17 protein-coding genes and 1 pseudogene are annotated in these 14,804 nt (G+C 61.0%); 11 read left to right on the forward strand and 7 right to left on the reverse strand.

Annotated features, from left to right (window positions below):
* Nucleotides 1-29 precede the first annotated feature (29 nt).
* Nucleotides 30-932 carry a polyphosphate kinase 2 gene (gene ppk2, locus ABLE71_RS02770; RefSeq protein ID WP_348781837.1) on the forward strand — a complete coding sequence of 301 codons (903 nt, stop codon included), beginning with the start codon at nucleotides 30-32 and terminating at the stop codon, nucleotides 930-932.
* Between the two features lie 3 nt (nucleotides 933-935).
* Here ppk2 and ABLE71_RS02775 read toward each other — a convergent pair whose 3' ends face one another.
* A complete protein-coding gene (locus ABLE71_RS02775; protein ID WP_348781838.1) occupies nucleotides 936-1,358 on the reverse strand; it encodes a hypothetical protein in 423 nt (140 codons plus the stop codon).
* Between the two features lie 205 nt (nucleotides 1,359-1,563).
* On the opposite strand from ABLE71_RS02775, the gene ABLE71_RS02780 reads away from it, so the two are divergent.
* Nucleotides 1,564-2,817: an integrase family protein gene (locus ABLE71_RS02780; RefSeq protein WP_348783642.1), complete on the forward strand. Its 1,254-nt coding sequence runs from the start codon at nucleotides 1,564-1,566 to the stop codon at nucleotides 2,815-2,817.
* Nucleotides 2,818-3,213: 396 nt separating this feature from the next.
* On the opposite strand, the pseudogene ABLE71_RS02785 reads toward ABLE71_RS02780, so the two are convergent.
* Nucleotides 3,214-3,845: pseudogene (locus ABLE71_RS02785) on the reverse strand (tyrosine-type recombinase/integrase).
* Nucleotides 3,846-4,047: 202 nt separating this feature from the next.
* The gene (locus ABLE71_RS02790) at nucleotides 4,048-4,959 is read right to left on the reverse strand and encodes a hydrogen peroxide-inducible genes activator (protein WP_348781839.1); all 912 of its coding nucleotides are present in this window, start codon (nucleotides 4,957-4,959) and stop codon (nucleotides 4,048-4,050) included.
* A 102-nt stretch (nucleotides 4,960-5,061) separates the two neighbouring features.
* On the opposite strand from ABLE71_RS02790, the gene ABLE71_RS02795 reads away from it, so the two are divergent.
* The 7 genes from ABLE71_RS02795 (at nucleotide 5,062) to ABLE71_RS02825 (ending at nucleotide 9,433) form a co-directional block, all read left to right on the forward strand.
* Nucleotides 5,062-5,298 carry a YdcH family protein gene (locus ABLE71_RS02795; RefSeq protein ID WP_348781840.1) on the forward strand — a complete coding sequence of 79 codons (237 nt, stop codon included), beginning with the start codon at nucleotides 5,062-5,064 and terminating at the stop codon, nucleotides 5,296-5,298.
* A 1-nt stretch (nucleotide 5,299) separates the two neighbouring features.
* Entirely contained in the window at nucleotides 5,300-5,614 is a 315-nt protein-coding gene (locus ABLE71_RS02800) for a hypothetical protein (RefSeq protein ID WP_348781841.1), read from the forward strand.
* On the forward strand, nucleotides 5,604-5,882 hold the full coding sequence (locus ABLE71_RS02805; protein ID WP_348781842.1) for a hypothetical protein: 279 nt from the start codon (nucleotides 5,604-5,606) through the stop codon (nucleotides 5,880-5,882). The genes ABLE71_RS02800 and ABLE71_RS02805 overlap by 11 nt, the downstream gene beginning before the upstream one ends.
* Before the next feature lie 145 nt (nucleotides 5,883-6,027).
* The gene (locus ABLE71_RS02810; RefSeq protein ID WP_348781843.1) at nucleotides 6,028-7,011 is read left to right on the forward strand and encodes a TerC family protein; all 984 of its coding nucleotides are present in this window, start codon (nucleotides 6,028-6,030) and stop codon (nucleotides 7,009-7,011) included.
* Nucleotides 7,008-7,964, forward strand: coding sequence for a sodium-dependent bicarbonate transport family permease (locus ABLE71_RS02815; RefSeq protein WP_348781844.1), 957 nt, complete (start codon nucleotides 7,008-7,010; stop codon nucleotides 7,962-7,964). Before ABLE71_RS02810 ends, ABLE71_RS02815 begins: the two co-directional genes overlap by 4 nt.
* Before the next feature lie 525 nt (nucleotides 7,965-8,489).
* Nucleotides 8,490-8,861 (forward strand): DUF2147 domain-containing protein, encoded by a 372-nt coding sequence (locus ABLE71_RS02820; RefSeq protein WP_348781845.1) that lies wholly within the window; start codon nucleotides 8,490-8,492, stop codon nucleotides 8,859-8,861.
* A 170-nt stretch (nucleotides 8,862-9,031) separates the two neighbouring features.
* On the forward strand, nucleotides 9,032-9,433 hold the full coding sequence (locus ABLE71_RS02825; RefSeq protein ID WP_348781846.1) for a DUF2177 family protein: 402 nt from the start codon (nucleotides 9,032-9,034) through the stop codon (nucleotides 9,431-9,433).
* 10 nt (nucleotides 9,434-9,443) lie between these two features.
* Here the strand turns inward: ABLE71_RS02825 and ABLE71_RS02830 are convergent, their stop codons facing one another.
* From ABLE71_RS02830 to ABLE71_RS02845, 4 genes are read right to left on the reverse strand one after another with little or no spacing between them, the layout of a single operon-like run.
* Complete coding sequence (locus ABLE71_RS02830; protein WP_348781847.1) at nucleotides 9,444-10,481, reverse strand: cyclopropane-fatty-acyl-phospholipid synthase family protein; 1,038 nt, start codon at nucleotides 10,479-10,481, stop codon at nucleotides 9,444-9,446.
* Nucleotides 10,482-10,486: 5 nt separating this feature from the next.
* Nucleotides 10,487-11,299, reverse strand: a complete 813-nt coding sequence (locus ABLE71_RS02835) for a DUF1295 domain-containing protein (RefSeq protein ID WP_348781848.1) — start codon at nucleotides 11,297-11,299, stop codon at nucleotides 10,487-10,489.
* Between the two features lie 14 nt (nucleotides 11,300-11,313).
* The gene (locus ABLE71_RS02840; RefSeq protein WP_348781849.1) at nucleotides 11,314-11,937 is read right to left on the reverse strand and encodes a ChrR family anti-sigma-E factor; all 624 of its coding nucleotides are present in this window, start codon (nucleotides 11,935-11,937) and stop codon (nucleotides 11,314-11,316) included.
* Complete coding sequence (locus tag ABLE71_RS02845) at nucleotides 11,934-12,506, reverse strand: sigma-70 family RNA polymerase sigma factor (protein ID WP_348781850.1); 573 nt, start codon at nucleotides 12,504-12,506, stop codon at nucleotides 11,934-11,936. Before ABLE71_RS02845 ends, ABLE71_RS02840 begins: the two co-directional genes overlap by 4 nt.
* A 164-nt stretch (nucleotides 12,507-12,670) precedes the next feature.
* Between ABLE71_RS02845 and ABLE71_RS02850 the strand changes: the two genes are divergently transcribed.
* Both ABLE71_RS02850 and ABLE71_RS02855 read left to right on the forward strand, forming a co-directional pair.
* Nucleotides 12,671-14,035: an FAD-dependent oxidoreductase gene (locus tag ABLE71_RS02850; protein ID WP_348781851.1), complete on the forward strand. Its 1,365-nt coding sequence runs from the start codon at nucleotides 12,671-12,673 to the stop codon at nucleotides 14,033-14,035.
* Nucleotides 14,032-14,802, forward strand: a complete 771-nt coding sequence (locus ABLE71_RS02855; protein ID WP_348781852.1) for a DUF1365 family protein — start codon at nucleotides 14,032-14,034, stop codon at nucleotides 14,800-14,802. The genes ABLE71_RS02850 and ABLE71_RS02855 overlap by 4 nt, the downstream gene beginning before the upstream one ends.
* The last annotated feature ends 2 nt before the right edge of the window (nucleotides 14,803-14,804 follow it).

The following is a 14,804-nucleotide window of genomic DNA, read 5'->3' on the forward strand; positions in this document are numbered from 1 at the left end:
CTCCCGCTACAGGAAAGGGTTCACCACCGATGGCAACCGCAAAGACCCAGGACGAGCCGAAGGCAACGGGGCCGCTGAAGATAAGGGTGGCGGGCGTCGAGCGCGTTTTCGACATAGACAATCCCGTGCTGCCCGACTGGGTCGAAAACAATGCGCTGACCTCGGATCGCTATCCCTACGACAAGAAGCTGAAGATGGAGGATTACGAGAAAACGCTGGAGCTGCTGCAGACCGAGCTAGTGAAGCTGCAGGCATGGCAGCATTCCTCGGGCAATCGCGTGCTCATCCTTTTCGAAGGCCGCGACGCCGCCGGCAAGGGCGGCACGATCGGCGCGATGCGCTACTACATGAACCCGCGCACGGCCCGCAACGTGGCGCTGACCAAGCCGACCGAAACGGAGCGCGGCCAGTGGTACTATCAGCGCTATGTGGCGCATTTCCCGACCGCGGGCGAGTTCGTCACTTTCGACCGCTCCTGGTACAACCGCGCGGGCGTCGAGCCCGTCATGGGCTTCTGCACGCCGGAGCAGCACAAGCAGTTCCTGAAGGAAACTCCGCGCTTCGAGAAGATGATCGTCAGCGAAGGCATCCGCTTTTTCAAGGTCTGGCTCAATCTCGGGCAGGAGATGCAGCTGAAGCGGTTCCACGACCGCCGTCACAGCCCGCTGACGAACTGGAAATTCTCGCCGATGGACATAGCCGGCATCACGCGCTGGGACGACTACACTAGGATGCGCGACCTGATGCTCAAGGAGACCCACAGCGGGCACGCGCCGTGGACCGTGGTGCGCTCCAACGACAAGAGGCGGGCGCGCATCGAGGTCATCCGCCATGTGTTGAGGGCGCTCGACTATACGGGGCGCGACCTCGACGCAATCGGCAAGCCGGACCCCAAGATTGTCGGCGAGGGGCCGAAACTGATGCTCGGATAGCGATCAGGCCGGTTCGGGAGGAACCGCGCCCCGCACCGGACGGTGCGGCGTCTTCTCCCAAAGATGGGGCTTGCGCCAAAGCTGCCAGACGGCGCGCCAGGCGGCCGCCGACATCATCAGCCAATACACCGGCGTGAACAGCACCACCTTCCAGAAGCCGAGCTTCTCGCGCAATCCGAGAACCTGCCAGCCAAGCAGCAGGAAGGAGAGATAGCCGCAGGCGACGTTGACGACGTCGACGGTCAGGAGCATCGACTTCCACGCGCCGGTGGGGCGGGCAAGCGCCAGATCGACGACCAGGATCAGCCCGGTCACGAGAAGGAACGGATGGGCCAGCGCCGACAGCACCATGCCGGCGAACAGGATCTGCCCGATGAGGAACGACCCGGCTCCCAGCTCGCGCATCAACAGAAGCGGGTCGCGCATGTGGACCAGCCATGTCTGCATCCAGCCCTTGAATTAGAGTCCAGCTCTGTTTTCTGGTGTCTTGGCCGGAGCCTATTCGGCAACATAATCCATATGTTACCGTCCACAGCTGTTTTTCGGTGTCCACTCGCTTCCAGAAAAATTGTTGCTATGATGTTGCTACGGCTAAGGCTTCGAACGAATGGGCACTGCAACTACCAAGCGAATGACAGCCACATCTCTGGCCGCGCTGCGTCCACGGACTACGGCATACTATGTCCCCGACATAGGCCAGGTCGGGTTGCGCGTACGGGTAGCACCTTCCGGGGGCATGACATGGAATATGGCCTATCGCATCAAGGGCAAGCACACCAAGAGTGTCTCACTTGGGTCTTGCGATCCGAACGGCCGGAAAGGGCTGTCGATAGTGGAGGCGCGTGAGCGGGCAGCAGCCGTTTTGAGGGCTGCGCGGCTTGGTATCGACCTATTGTTGGAGGAGTCAAAGGAGCGTGCTGCGCAAGACGCGTCGATGACCATTGATCAATTCATTACTCTCTATGCTCAGAGCATCGCCAGCCCCAATCGAAAAGGTGGAATGCTGCGGACAGCAGCTGACATGGAGCGGCGACTAAAGCGAGCACTGTCCTCCAAACTCAATACGTTAGCAGAAAATCTCACGCGGGGAGAAATCAGCCGGTTGCTCGACCCTGTGGCCGACCAGTATCCGCGTGAAGCAGAAAAGCGTCGGCAGGTCATCGGAGCGATGTATCGGTGGGGTGTCGCAAAAGGATTCGTTGAAACCGACCCAACTGCAGGAAGCGAAAGCTATGGGCGCGGTGAACCGCGCGATCGAGTTCTATCGCCCGATGAGATCAAGGCTCTATGGGATTGGCTCGATGACGGTGCAGGAAATATGCCTCAGGATTGCATCACAGCCTTACGGCTGCAGCTGTGTACTGGTGCTCGTATTGGCGAAGTCGCAGGTATAGATGTCGCAGAACTCCGCTTTGAAGGGGACAATCTGATCTGGATTCTTCCCAAAACACGATCGAAAAATAAGCAGGAGCGGATTACACCTCTGGTAGGTATGGGACGCGACATTGTGGAAAAGGCGTTCCGGGTTCGTAAGAACGGCCCATTGTTCCGAACGGCTGTTTCCGGCCGGCCACTAGCTGCCACAGATGTGGGTCAGGCGCTCAAAAAGAGGAAGCTCCCGTGCGCTCGCTTCAGTTCACACGATATTCGTCGGACAGTCGTGAGCGCCATGGATGAATTAGGAATTTCTCTCGACACCATAGCTGCTGTTGTCGGGCACCAGCGTGGGTCGAGGGACACTCGCACATTGGTGAGACACTACAGCCGACCCCAGTTAAGTGATCGTGTTCAGAACGCGCTCCTCGTTTGGGACAGGAAGCTGATCGAGCTTATTAGTGGTCGTGTCACCCCCGCGGGAGAAAAAATCTTGCAGTGGCGCGCTTAGCGAGATTGTGGAGACCGCAACGGCGCAAGCGGCGTCTCTTTCACGGCGGCAGAGTGGCTCGATTCCCCCTTGGGCGTACCAAAACTTACAAGCACTTAGGTTGCTCCATCGTTCATCTGTCTTATATTTGGCCAATATCGATCCGCGTGTTGAGCACGATGCGCGTGAATCTCGGTCCCAATGTGCTGATTGGCAAGCGTTCGAAACGTAATGTCAGCATTGGGCCGAGAGCGGCCCGACCGTTATGGCGGCAGCGGTGGCGATAACTGACCCCGTTCCCATGAGCCGTTGCCTAGCGGACCGGTAGCTTTCGGGACGTTAGATTGGGTGGGCGAATGACCTGAACGAGGCGCGTTGCTGAATCCGGTCCCGCGATGTCTAGCGAGGCCGGAGGTTTTAGATTTCCGTCGTCTCGGCGAGCGTCAGCGCGTCGTCGATATCTACCCCGAGATATCGAACGGTGTTGTCAATCTTGGTGTGGCCAAGCAATATCTGAATAGCTCTGAGATTGCCGGTAGCCTTGTAGATCAAGGCAGCCTTGGTGCGGCGTAGTGAATGCGTTCCGTATTCGTCGGGACGCAGTCCAATCGCTGAAACCCATTCATCGACCAGTCGTGCATACTGTCGCGTGCTGAGGTGCCGGTCGCGATCAATTCGGCATGGAAACGCGTAGTCATCGACACTACCACCACGACGCTCGAGCCACGCGAGCAGACTGCCCTCGTGTCTGCGGTGATCTCGAACTGCACCGGCCGACCGGTCTTCTGCTGGATCACCATTGATCGGGTCCGTATTACCGGGCCGGAGACAAGCGATCCGATTTTCATTTTGACGAGATCACAGCCGCGAAGTTTGCTGTCGATTGCGAGGTCAAACAAAGCCCGGTCCCACATCCGTCCTTCACGATCCAGGAAGAACCGGATCAGCCAGATTTGCTTCACTTTGAGCGGTCGTTTGACGCCGACTTGTTTGCCTGCGTTCCAGGCTGGCCGACCTTTGGCGATTGGGTCATACTGTGAAATACCCAAAACACTTCTCCCATTGGCCAACATGGCCAATTAAGAGATAGTGCGGGACCGGGTGCCGACTGGCCGCTTAGCATTGCGAAAACATGGAATGCGGACATCCGACCCCAGGTGTTGACGTTCAGAAAGGGCACAAGGCTGAAGGTGCCAAATTCTGATCGGGCTACTGCCCTTTGCGCGTTCGCTCGGGCGATCTTTCTGCAGCTCAACGAAGCCCGAGCGTGGCCGCCACGAGGTCAGCGGCGTCCGCTATCGCCCGATAGTGGCGTTCTCGTCCACTACCTTCACGCCAATAGAGACCGACATCGCGCTGTTCGTTCCAGTCCTCGAACTCAAGCAGCGTCACGTCGTCCTGCGCGCGGAACTCGGCTTTGGCGTACAGTTCCGGGAACAGGGACAGTCCCATTCCGATGGATACCATTTGGCGAATCGCATCTAGGCTTGTTCCTTCGAAGTCGTCGATGATGCGCGCGCCGGACGCTTCCGCGAGGTGTCGGACATTTTCCAGCAGTCGGTGACCACGGCCAAGCGCGAGCAGTTTTTCACCGGCGAGCGCGCCCAGGCTGACACTGGACTTCGCCGCGAGCGGATGCTCCGCGGGCACTCCGAGATAAAGCCTCTCCCTTCCAATGCGCCAGAAAGCCAATCCAGGGCGCTCCGGCGAAGGGCCAACGCCGCAGTCGAGGCTGCCATCGGCCACCGAAGCTTCCAGGGCAGCCGGGTTGTCCTCGCGGACGTAGATCTGAAGTCCTGGATACTGCTCGTGCAGCCTTGGCAGAAGCCTCGACAGGAAATAGGGACCAAACGTAGGCGGCGTTCCGAGCCGTATGGCTCCCCCCAGTGCGGCGGCCTGTGTGGACAGGTCATTCAACAGGTCGTCTAGGGATGAGAGCAGGAGACGTGCCCCCTTCGCGAGCTTTTCGCCTGCGGGGGTGGCAGCGACATGCGAGGAAGTTCGCTCGAAAAGCGGCATTCCGAGCCCTTGCTCCACCAGCGAGATCTGAACCGACAGCGTCGGCTGGGAGACGTTGCAGTGTCGAGCGGCTCGGCCGAAATGCTTCAGATCGTGGACGGCGACGACATATTCGAGCTGGCGGAGCGTCGGACGAAACGGCATGACCCTTAGGTATAGACTATCGATTGAATTGCAACAATCAATTGGAACTATCGAGCGGACGGCGCCATCTCTTCGTCATCAACAGGTAGAGGAGGACATCCTATGGACCAGTTCATAAAGTCGCTTCGCCATCGAAGGGCCACCGTCCAGGCCCGGATCGAAGACGAGCAGGCCCGGCCCGCGCCCGATCACGTTCGACTGAGCGCGTTGAAACGGCTGAAGCTCCGGTTCCGTGACCAGATCGAGCTCATCGAGCGGATGAACCGGCTCGGCGAAATGAAATCCATCCCCGTCGTTCGTCGCCGTACGTTCCGTCCACTTATTTCAGGGAAAACCTGACGTGACCGCCATGCAGGCAAAGGAAACTCCTCGACCGGATCAGGGCAGCAGCGGTCTGCGCGCGACGGGGGCCAGATTGTTCGGCAGCGTCGCCGGGCAATATCGAGCCCTTAAATGGCGTCTTGGCGACATGCTGATGCGGGGCGATCGCGACTACGCCATGCTGAGCGCGCTCTCCCAGGAGATCGGCAGGATGCGCCATAAAATCCGCGCGGATCTACAGCGACGCCGGGACGAGCGGAAGCGGAGAATGGCCGCGAAAAAGAAGACGCCGGGAACGCTCTACGACGGAAGAGGAAATCGCCATGAACCTTAACCCGCGCAGCACGGTCAAGCTTGCCCGCATCGTCCGCTACGGCGCTGTCGCACTGATAACGGCGTGGTCGCTGTTAGCTCTCGCGAGCTACGCCGTACTCGCAGCAATTTCGGGTTGGATGGCGTCGCTTAACGCAGCCGATGGATGGATCGCCTGGAGCGGCCAGCTCCTGAGAGAGGTCGGTGGACCTGTCATCGGAATCCTCTGGCTCGGAGGCACGCTCGTTATTATTGGCGCGATGGCGGTGATCCGTCGTTTCGCCGCCTGACAGACTTCTGAGACCGCCGTCCGGTCAAACCGGCCAGCGACGTTGACCTTCTAACTCGAAGTCCGAGCCCTCTGGCTTAGAGAGTCTGGTGTTTTTGTGATGTCGGACGCGACCTTCATTGCGTGCCGGTTGGAGATTGCGGACCATGGATCTTGCGTTCTTCTTCGTCGAATGGATGGGAAAGCCGGTTTGGATGTGGCTTTCCTTCCTCTCGATCGTTGTTGCGCTTCTAGTGTTTGATCTTGGGGTGCTACACCGCGACAACCACGAGATCGAGGTCAAGGAAAGCCTCCTCCTCTCGGCCATGTATATCAGCCTCGGCCTTGCCTTTGGCGGCTGGCTCTGGTGGCAGCTCGGTGCTGAGCCAGGCATGAACTACCTGACCGGTTTCGTGGTCGAGAAGACGCTGGCGCTCGATAACGTCTTCGTCATCGCGCTTATCTTCTCGTTCTTTGCAGTTCCGCGCATCTACCAGCACCGAGTGCTGTTCTGGGGCATTCTGGGCGTCATCGTACTGCGCGCGATCATGATCGGCGTGGGTGCGACCCTGGTCGCCGAATTCTCATGGGTGCTCTACATCTTCGCGGCCTTCCTCGTTGTCACCGGCATCAAGATGCTCGTGATGGGCGACAAGGAGCCCGAGATCGGCCAGAACCCGCTGGTACGCTTCCTGCGGCGCCGCTTCAACGTGACCGACGAGCATCACGGCCAGGACTTCTTCGTGAAGAAGCCCGACCCGCGGACCGGTAGGATGGTCTGGTTCATGACGCCGCTCTTTATGGCGCTGGTCATGGTCGAGATCGCCGACGTCATCTTCGCGGTCGACTCCGTGCCTGCGATCTTCGCGATCACGACGGACCCGTTCATTGTCTACACGTCGAACATCTTCGCCATCCTCGGCCTTCGCGCGCTCTACTTTGCGCTCGCCGCGATGATCCACCGCTTCCACTACCTGAAGCCGGCGCTGGCGATCGTGCTGATCTTCATCGGCGCAAAGATCTTTGTGGCCGACCTGCTTGGGCTTGAGAAGTTCCCCGCCTCGATCTCGCTCGGGGTAACTCTCGCAATCATCGCCGCAGGCATCCTCTACTCGCTGTGGCGGACACGCAGGACGGAGGTTCCTGCGTGATCGCGGCACTGCTCTCCCCGATGGTGCTGTTCTTCGGGCTGGGCGCCTTCGCGGCGCTGGCGCGATCGGATCTGGCCATCCCGGAGGCCGTAGGCAAGGCGATGGCGATCTACCTGATGGTCGCCATCGGCCTCAAGGGCGGCGTCGCCGTCGCGGCGGAGGGCTTCACGACGGAGCTTGCGGTCGCGACCATCCTCGGCCTCCTGCTTTCGGTAGCCCTTCCGCTGCCAGCATTTTGGCTGCTCCGCCGTCTTGGGCGGCAGTCGGCGACGGACGCCGCGGCGATCTCCGCGCACTACGGCTCCGTGAGCGTGGTGACCTTCGTCGCCGGCATCGAGATGCTCAAGCTGGCCGAGCTTCCCGCCAGCGGCTACATGATCGCGGTTCTGGCACTCATGGAGACACCTGCCATCGTGATCGGCCTCCTGCTCGCAAGATGGGCCACCCAGCAGGGCGGGGTCGCCGCAAGCCGTCTCGCGCACGAAACCTTCTTTAACGGTTCCGCGGTGCTTTTGGTCGGCAGCATCATGATTGGCCTCGTGGTCGGCAACGATGGCTACGCCCAGGTGGCATCGGTCTTCGAGGCCGGTTTCCGCGGCGTGCTTTGTCTCTTCCTTCTGGACATGGGGCTGATCGCGGCGCGGCGCCTGCGCGAGACGCGGTCTCTGACCTTACGACTCGGGATGCTCGCGATCCTCGTGCCGATCATGAACGGGTCGGTCGGCACGGCTCTCGCAGCGATGGTGGGGCTGGGGATAGCAAATGCGGCCGCCTTCGGCATCCTCGCAGCAAGCGCCTCCTACATCGCCGTGCCCGCCGCGATCCGCATGGCCCTACCGGAGGCCAATGCCGGGACGTCGCTCGCCATGTCGCTGGGCGTCACCTTCCCGTTCAACGTCACGCTCGGCATCCCTTTCTACATATGGCTCGCGAGGAGCATCACAGTCTCATGAAGGCAACCATCGAACGCGTGAAAGTCGAGATCCTGCTTGACGCCCCTCTGGTCGATCTTGTCACCAGGATCGTCGGGGCGCAGGCGGATATACGCTGTTTTCGGCACTTGGCGGCTCGGGAAGCAACGGAACATGGAGCGAGGACCGGGTATCGGTCGCGTACACCAAGCTGCTTGTGCTCGCCATCGCGACTAACGAGATTGCCGGGACGATCGTGCGCGTACTTCAGCCGCTGCTCGATTCCCACGGCCTGATCGTCATGACGACCCGCATTGGGGTGGTGCGCGGAGCGAAATTCTAGTCCGGCCCACTGCCCCGACCGTTATTGAGATTCGATGTGCGAGTCTCACGTGCGCTGTCGGCATGACTGTATGGGGGCCGGAAGCAGACCGGCGGAACCGGAGGTCGATCCGTCGACAGCGGACCTTTAACTCTCGCAGGTACCGACGAAATTCTGAACTGATGTTGCGTGCCTGGGTGATCCAAACACGATGCCGCCACGTATTCCGTCCCGGAGGTACAGTCATGCGCAAGATTGCTGTCTCGCTTGCACTCGTTGTTTTTGCAGGAACTGCGATTGCAAATGAAACTGCGATCGAGGGGAAATGGATGCGTGGCGACGGCAATGCGCTGGTGCGTATCGCACCTTGCGGCGCCAAGATATGCGCAACCAACCTCTGGATCGGCGATACGGGGAGGGGCGAAGAGGTTGGCGACAAACTGGTTATGTCTTTGACGCCGGGTTCATCGAACACGTACTCGGGCACGGCGTACGACCCCAAGCGCAAGATGCGCTATTCTATCGTCGTAACGGCGCGGGTAGGTGGGCTTACGACACGCGGTTGCTTATTCGGCAAGCTGCTTTGCAAGGACGTAATGTGGACGGCTGCAAAATAGGATGCCGACCGCCTCCGAGCTGAACATCGTTTTGTCCCGCCACAACCAGAGGATATTTGACAATACGGCGCTTGCGGCAAGGCGTCGCAGCGTGGGGCTGATTTTGCAGTGGCCACTGATCCAATGCGGCCCCCAGCGCGTACCGAAGAAAGTACAGATAAGGTATCGCCATGACCCATCTCGTCGCTTACGTCGCATCGCTGATCGTATTCGGGATACTCGACGCCATTTGGCTGACGACGATGTCGAGCAGGCTTTATCGCCCGGCGCTCGGCGAGATATTGCTCGACGATCTCAGAATCGCGCCGGCAGTCCTGTTCTATTTCCTGTATCCGATCGGGCTGGTCGTATTTGCCGCAATGCCTGCAGTCCGCAGCGGATCGGCCGGGATGGCGCTCGCATATGGCGCGCTTTTCGGCCTTCTCGCCTACGCGACCTACGATCTCACCAACTACGCGACGTTGCGCATCTGGACGTTTCAGATCACCGTCATCGATCTGATCTACGGAACGGTCGTTGCCGCGTTGACTTCGGTTTCGGCATATTATGCGGCGCGCTGGTTTGCTGGCTGAAGGGTTGCCTTCATTGCTGTGCGCGTGATGGGGCGAGCCTGTAGTGGCTGATGCCCCAGGCTTTTCCGCCGGAATGGCCAAACAGTCCTGACGTCGTAAGGAAGAACAGCCGCCAGCGGCGACGCCAGAGTGCCGCGTCCCTGCCGTATACGTCGCGCAGTATGACCTCTAATTCGTCGGCGTTCCGGTCGTAGTTGGCGAGCCACGCGTCGGCGGTCCGCCGATAGTGGTCGCCGCTCCAACGCCAGTCCTGTTCGACCGTGAAGCTCTGCGGGAACTCCCGCATCAGCCCGTGACTGGGCATGATACCGCCGGTGAAGAAGTGTTTCGCAATCCAGTCGGCGGGATTGTCGCGGTCGAAGCGGTAAGGCGTCATTGCATGGCTGAAAACGTGGATGAAGGCGCGACCGTCCGAGACGAGCCATCGTTTCATGCGCTCCAGAAGCCGCCCCCAGTTCGCCATGTGCTCGAACATCTCTACCGAGACGACGCGGTCAAAGGTCATGTCGGTCGAAAAATCGTTCATGTCGGCCGTCACGATCGTCAGGTTCGACAACCCTCGCTTCGCTGCCTCGGCGTCTATGAATGCGCGTTGTGAATGCGAGTTGGAAACCGATGTTATGCGAGCGTTGGGGAACCGCTCTGCCATCCAGAGCGACAGTGAGCCCCAGCCGCAGCCGAGTTCGAGGATCGCCTGCCCGTCCTGGAGCTCGGCATGCTCGGCGGTCTGCGCAAGCGCGTGTTCCTCCGCTTCATCGAGCGAGGTTTCAGGCGTCGGGAAAAGACAGCACGAATATTTACGGCGAGGCCCGAGAACCAGACTGAAGAAGCGCTCGGGAAGTTCGTAGTGCTGCGCGTTTGCGTCGGCGGTGTGTGTCGCGACGGGATAGTTCGCCATGCCTTCGGCAAAACGTCTGCCGGATTCCGGCTGCGAGGCCGTCATCCGCCGGTCGGTGCGCGCAACCAGAACGCCGATGGCACTCCTCAATATAACATCAGGCCACGAAAACGCCTCGCCCAGTTGAGTTGTCCGATCGATCAATCCCATTCGGATCATCCCCGTTTCTGGCCCGGCGGTAGAGGAAAAAAGACGCTGGTCCTCGCCTGGTAGCCGCGATAGGCGTCGCCGCGCGTGGCCAGCATATGGTCCTCGAGCGGCGGCACGCCGGACACATAGGCGAGCAGCCAGTACATGCATGCCGGCGCGGCAAGCGCGAGCCAGCCCCAATCCCACGCGCCGATCGCCAGCAGGGGATAGGCGAGCCAGCCAAGCCACTCAAAAAAATAGTTTGGATGTCGCGACCAGCGCCAAAGGCGGACATCGCATACCTTGCCGCGATTTGCCGGGTCGGCGGAGAATTCGCGCAACTGCCGGTCCGCCAGCGCCTCGCCACCGATTGCCACTGCCATGACGACGATGGCAAGCCAATCCTGCAGCCGCAGCTCCTGCTCGGGATTTGCCGCGGCGAGGACCATGGCGGCGCCGAGGGGAATGCTGACCAGAGCCTGCTTCTGCAGCAGCAAGAACATCTGGCGCGGCGCGGCGCCGCTCCAGCCTCTGATCAGCGCAGCGTAACGGGGATCATCCGCGATGCCGCGCGTCCTGCGCGCTATGTGAAGGCCGAGCCGAACCGCCCATAGACCAGCAAAGACGGCGACCAGCATCCGTCGCGACAAAAGTGCATCGGAACCGGTGGGCGGCACAATCGCGCCTGCAATCCCGACGAACCCCACGCTGAAGGTCCAGACCGTGTCCACCCATCCCGAATTCCCGGTCCGCCGCCACGCAAGCCATGCGAGCGTCATGCCGGCGCAAAGCGCGAGGGCGATGCAAAGCAGCGTTAGCAGAAGGATTGAAATCGTCACCGGGCCAATAACCCTCAAAGCCTGATCAGCGGCTGCAACAGCCGGCCTAGTCGGCTCTGCAGCCGAATCCCGCCCTGCAAGGCGACGATGCAGATGCATGGCACGCCCTCGCAGACGGTCGGCTTGTGCTCCATCGTCTCGTCGGCCTCGTCGAAATCGCCGGGACCGAAACGGCCGAACTGATGTTCGAATGCGCCTTCAAGTACGCAGGTCCACTCATAGCCAATGTGCTTGTGATGCGGCAGCTTCGTTCCGGGCGCAGCCTTCAGCATGAAGACCTTGATGCCGTCCGCTTCGGGAACCGAAACAGATCGCTGATGCACGCCCGGCCCGACCCAGCGCCACGGTCCCAGCTCATAGCGGTCGAGCGGGTCGCGTTCGGACGAGGCACCGGGCGGCACCGTATCGTCACCTATCTGCCGCAGCGCATTCTCCAGCGCGTCGCTCCTCAGCGGAACCGCAGTTGCCAGCTCCAGCAGGGCACCGCCGACCGCCTCGTACCGGGCGACCTGAAGATCGCACGCGGCGCAGCGGGCAACATGCATCGACACGACCAATCGGCGCGCCTCGTCAAGCGTACCGGCGGCATAACCGGCAAGCGTTTCATCAGTCGGGTGATGGGTAGCGGCATTGGTCATTTCAGTTCACCAAGTCGATCGCGCAGGCGCTGCAAGGCAAGCCTGATTCGCGACTTCACAGTTCCGAGCGGAATCTCCAGAAGATCGGCGATCTCCGAATGCGCCAGCCCGTCGAAAAACGATAGACGGATGACCCGCAGCTGCTCGTGCGGCAGCGTTGCGATGGTCGCCCGGACGAGGCCCTCGCGTTCGGCAACCAGCAGGTGCAACTCGGGCTCGTCCAAGTCTTCTTCCTCTGGTTCGCCCTGTTCCTTAAGCCATGCGGCTGCCCTGGTCTCGCGTCTCATCAGGTCGACGCTGACGTTCCTCGCGATCGAGTAGACCCAGGCCGATGCGCTCGCACGGCCGGGATCGAACTGCGCCGCCTTGCGCCAAATACGCAGCAGCGTTTCCTGTGCAAGGTCTTCTGCACGGTCCGTGTTTGCGCCCCTGCGCATCATCATCGCCTTCAGCCGCGGCGCGTAGTGCATGAACAGCTCCGCGAACGCCCCACGGTCCTGGGTCGCCGCGATCCGCGTGATCAGCCGGGCTGGATCAAATTCCACCATCGCTGTGCAGTATACGTTCAAGCGTGCTCCGGCTGGCAAGAAAGCGCCGCGATTTCGCTTTCCGTCAATTTGTGATGGTTACGAATGAGGAGTCGGATTGGATCACAAGCTATGATCCGACCGCGAGTTTCAGTCGTAACCTCTGAGCATCGGCGGCAATTGCGACCGGCGGCCAGGGGTCAGGAATGAACTTGCACGAGGGACGGAAGCGTATCGCGGTTGTCGGGGCGGGTATTTCCGGCCTGTCTGCCGCCTGGCTGCTTGGAACGCGGCATGAGGTCGTACTGTACGAACGAGACACCAGGCTTGGCGGCCATTCGAACACGGTGTTCGTGAATGGCCGGCACGGGCCATTGTCCGTCGATACCGGCTTCATTGTTTACAACGAGACGACTTATCCCAACCTCACGGCGCTCTTCGGTCATTTGGGTGTCGCCACGAAAACCTCGGAAATGTCGTTCGGCTTTTCGCGCGACGGGGGACGGCTCGAATATTGCGGCGCCGGCCTCCGCGGGCTGTTTGCGCAGAAACGCAACCTCTCCAATCCGCGTTTCTGGTCAATGCTGCGCGACCTCGTCCGCTTTTACAAATCGGCCGCGGCCGACATCGCACGCCTGCCGGCATCCCATACGCTCGGCGACTATCTGCAGCAGGGTCGCTACGGGGTGGCTTTCCGTGACGATCACCTGCTGCCGATGGCCGGCGCAATCTGGTCGGCGCCCAGTTCTGCTATTCTCGGCTATCCTGCCATCGCCTTCATACGCTTCTTCGACAACCACGGCCTCCTCATGTTGAGCGGCCGGCCGCAATGGCGGACCGTCGAGGGTGGCAGCATTGCCTATGTCCGCAAGCTGGCGGACGCGTTCGCTGGGTGCGTCCGCCTCGGGGCCGAGATCGCTTCGATCCGCCGCCAGGAAGGCGAGGTCGTCGTCCAGGATCGATTGTCCGGCGCCGAGCGGTTCGACGACGTGATCATCGCCGCGCACGCCGACCAGGCGCTCGGCCTGCTGACGGATGCGTCACGTGAGGAACGGGAATTGCTGGGCGCATTCCGCTACAGCCGCAACGAGGCTGTGCTGCACACAGACACCTCCACCATGCCGCGCCGTCGTTCGGTGTGGTCGAGCTGGAACCACGTCGACGGCCGGGCCGATGACGAGGCCGTCCGCGTGACCTACTGGATGAATCGCCTGCAAGCCCTTGAGACCGACGAACCGATGCTGGTCACGCTCAACCCACGTGCTCCGATCAGCGAGGATCTGGTCCTGCATCGCGAGACCTACCGGCACCCTCTGTTCGACCGTTCCGCCATCGAAGCGCAGCAGCGGCTGTGGTCGCTGCAGGGCCAGCGTCGAACTTGGTTCTGCGGCGCGTATTTCGGTTCTGGCTTCCACGAGGACGGGCTGCAATCGGGGCTCGCCGTCGCAGAAGCGCTCGGCGGCGTGAAGCGTCCGTGGACAGTGGCCGGGGAATCGTCGCGCATTACGCTGCCGGAGACGTGGCCGACGATCCGCGCCGTTCCGCAGAGGCTGCGGGAGAATGCCGCATGACCGCCTCGGCGCTCTATTTAGGAACGGTCTTGCATCGCCGGTTGCGGCCGTGCGTACACGCATTGCGCTATCGGCTTTTCTGGATGCTTTTCGATCTCGACGAGCTTCCCGAACTGCCCAAGCAAAGCATCCTTTTCTCTTACAACCGCTTCAACATCCTCTGCTTTCACGACCGGGATCACGGAGACGGGAGCGGAGCCGCGCTTCGCCCGCAGCTCGAAAGGACGCTCGCGGAACACCACATAACCCTAGACGGCGGCTCGATCCGCCTGTTCTGCATGCCCCGCGTATGCGGCTACGGCTTCAATCCGATAAGCGTCTACTTTTGTCATCACGCAGAGGGACCGCTCGCGGCAATCGTCTACGAGGTGCACAATACCTTTGGTGAAAGGCACAGCTATGTTTTCGACGCGCGCGCCCATGCCGCGCCCGCAATGCATGGCTGCCACAAGCATCTCCACGTGTCGCCCTTCATGGACATGGATATGCGATACGAATTCAGGACCCTGCTTCCCGGGGAACGCTTCGCGCTTGCCATACGCGGCTCGGATGATGGCGGGACGCTGATCCATGCATCGCTGGCAGCCGTGGCCAGGCCGTTTACAACCGCCAACCTACTGCTCGCGTTGCTGCTCTATCCGCTGCTGACGTTCAAGGTCACGGTATCGATCCACTGGCACGCCTTGCTCCTGTGGCTCAAAGGCGTTGCAGTTCGGCCGAAGCCGTCGCCGCCCACCCACCCCACTACCCCCGTTCGAGCGGCTTGAAT

It is taken from the genome of Mesorhizobium sp. KR9-304 (assembly GCF_040049215.1).
Classification (GTDB): Bacteria; Pseudomonadota; Alphaproteobacteria; order Rhizobiales; family Rhizobiaceae; genus Mesorhizobium_K.

Bases quoted from the DNA above. Each gene is read 5' to 3' on its own strand.
- ppk2 (WP_348781837.1), top strand. From the start codon at position 30: ATGGCAACCGCAAAGACCCAGGACGAGCCGAAGGCAACGGGGCCGCTG.
- ABLE71_RS02775 (WP_348781838.1), bottom strand. From the start codon at position 1,358: ATGCGCGACCCGCTTCTGTTGATGCGCGAGCTGGGAGCCGGGTCGTTC.
- ABLE71_RS02780 (WP_348783642.1), top strand. From the start codon at position 1,564: ATGACAGCCACATCTCTGGCCGCGCTGCGTCCACGGACTACGGCATAC.
- ABLE71_RS02790 (WP_348781839.1), bottom strand. From the start codon at position 4,959: ATGCCGTTTCGTCCGACGCTCCGCCAGCTCGAATATGTCGTCGCCGTC.
- ABLE71_RS02795 (WP_348781840.1), top strand. From the start codon at position 5,062: ATGGACCAGTTCATAAAGTCGCTTCGCCATCGAAGGGCCACCGTCCAG.
- ABLE71_RS02805 (WP_348781842.1), top strand. From the start codon at position 5,604: ATGAACCTTAACCCGCGCAGCACGGTCAAGCTTGCCCGCATCGTCCGC.
- ABLE71_RS02810 (WP_348781843.1), top strand. From the start codon at position 6,028: ATGGATCTTGCGTTCTTCTTCGTCGAATGGATGGGAAAGCCGGTTTGG.
- ABLE71_RS02820 (WP_348781845.1), top strand. From the start codon at position 8,490: ATGCGCAAGATTGCTGTCTCGCTTGCACTCGTTGTTTTTGCAGGAACT.
- ABLE71_RS02825 (WP_348781846.1), top strand. From the start codon at position 9,032: ATGACCCATCTCGTCGCTTACGTCGCATCGCTGATCGTATTCGGGATA.
- ABLE71_RS02830 (WP_348781847.1), bottom strand. From the start codon at position 10,481: ATGGGATTGATCGATCGGACAACTCAACTGGGCGAGGCGTTTTCGTGG.
- ABLE71_RS02840 (WP_348781849.1), bottom strand. From the start codon at position 11,937: ATGACCAATGCCGCTACCCATCACCCGACTGATGAAACGCTTGCCGGT.
- ABLE71_RS02850 (WP_348781851.1), top strand. From the start codon at position 12,671: ATGAACTTGCACGAGGGACGGAAGCGTATCGCGGTTGTCGGGGCGGGT.
- ABLE71_RS02855 (WP_348781852.1), top strand. From the start codon at position 14,032: ATGACCGCCTCGGCGCTCTATTTAGGAACGGTCTTGCATCGCCGGTTG.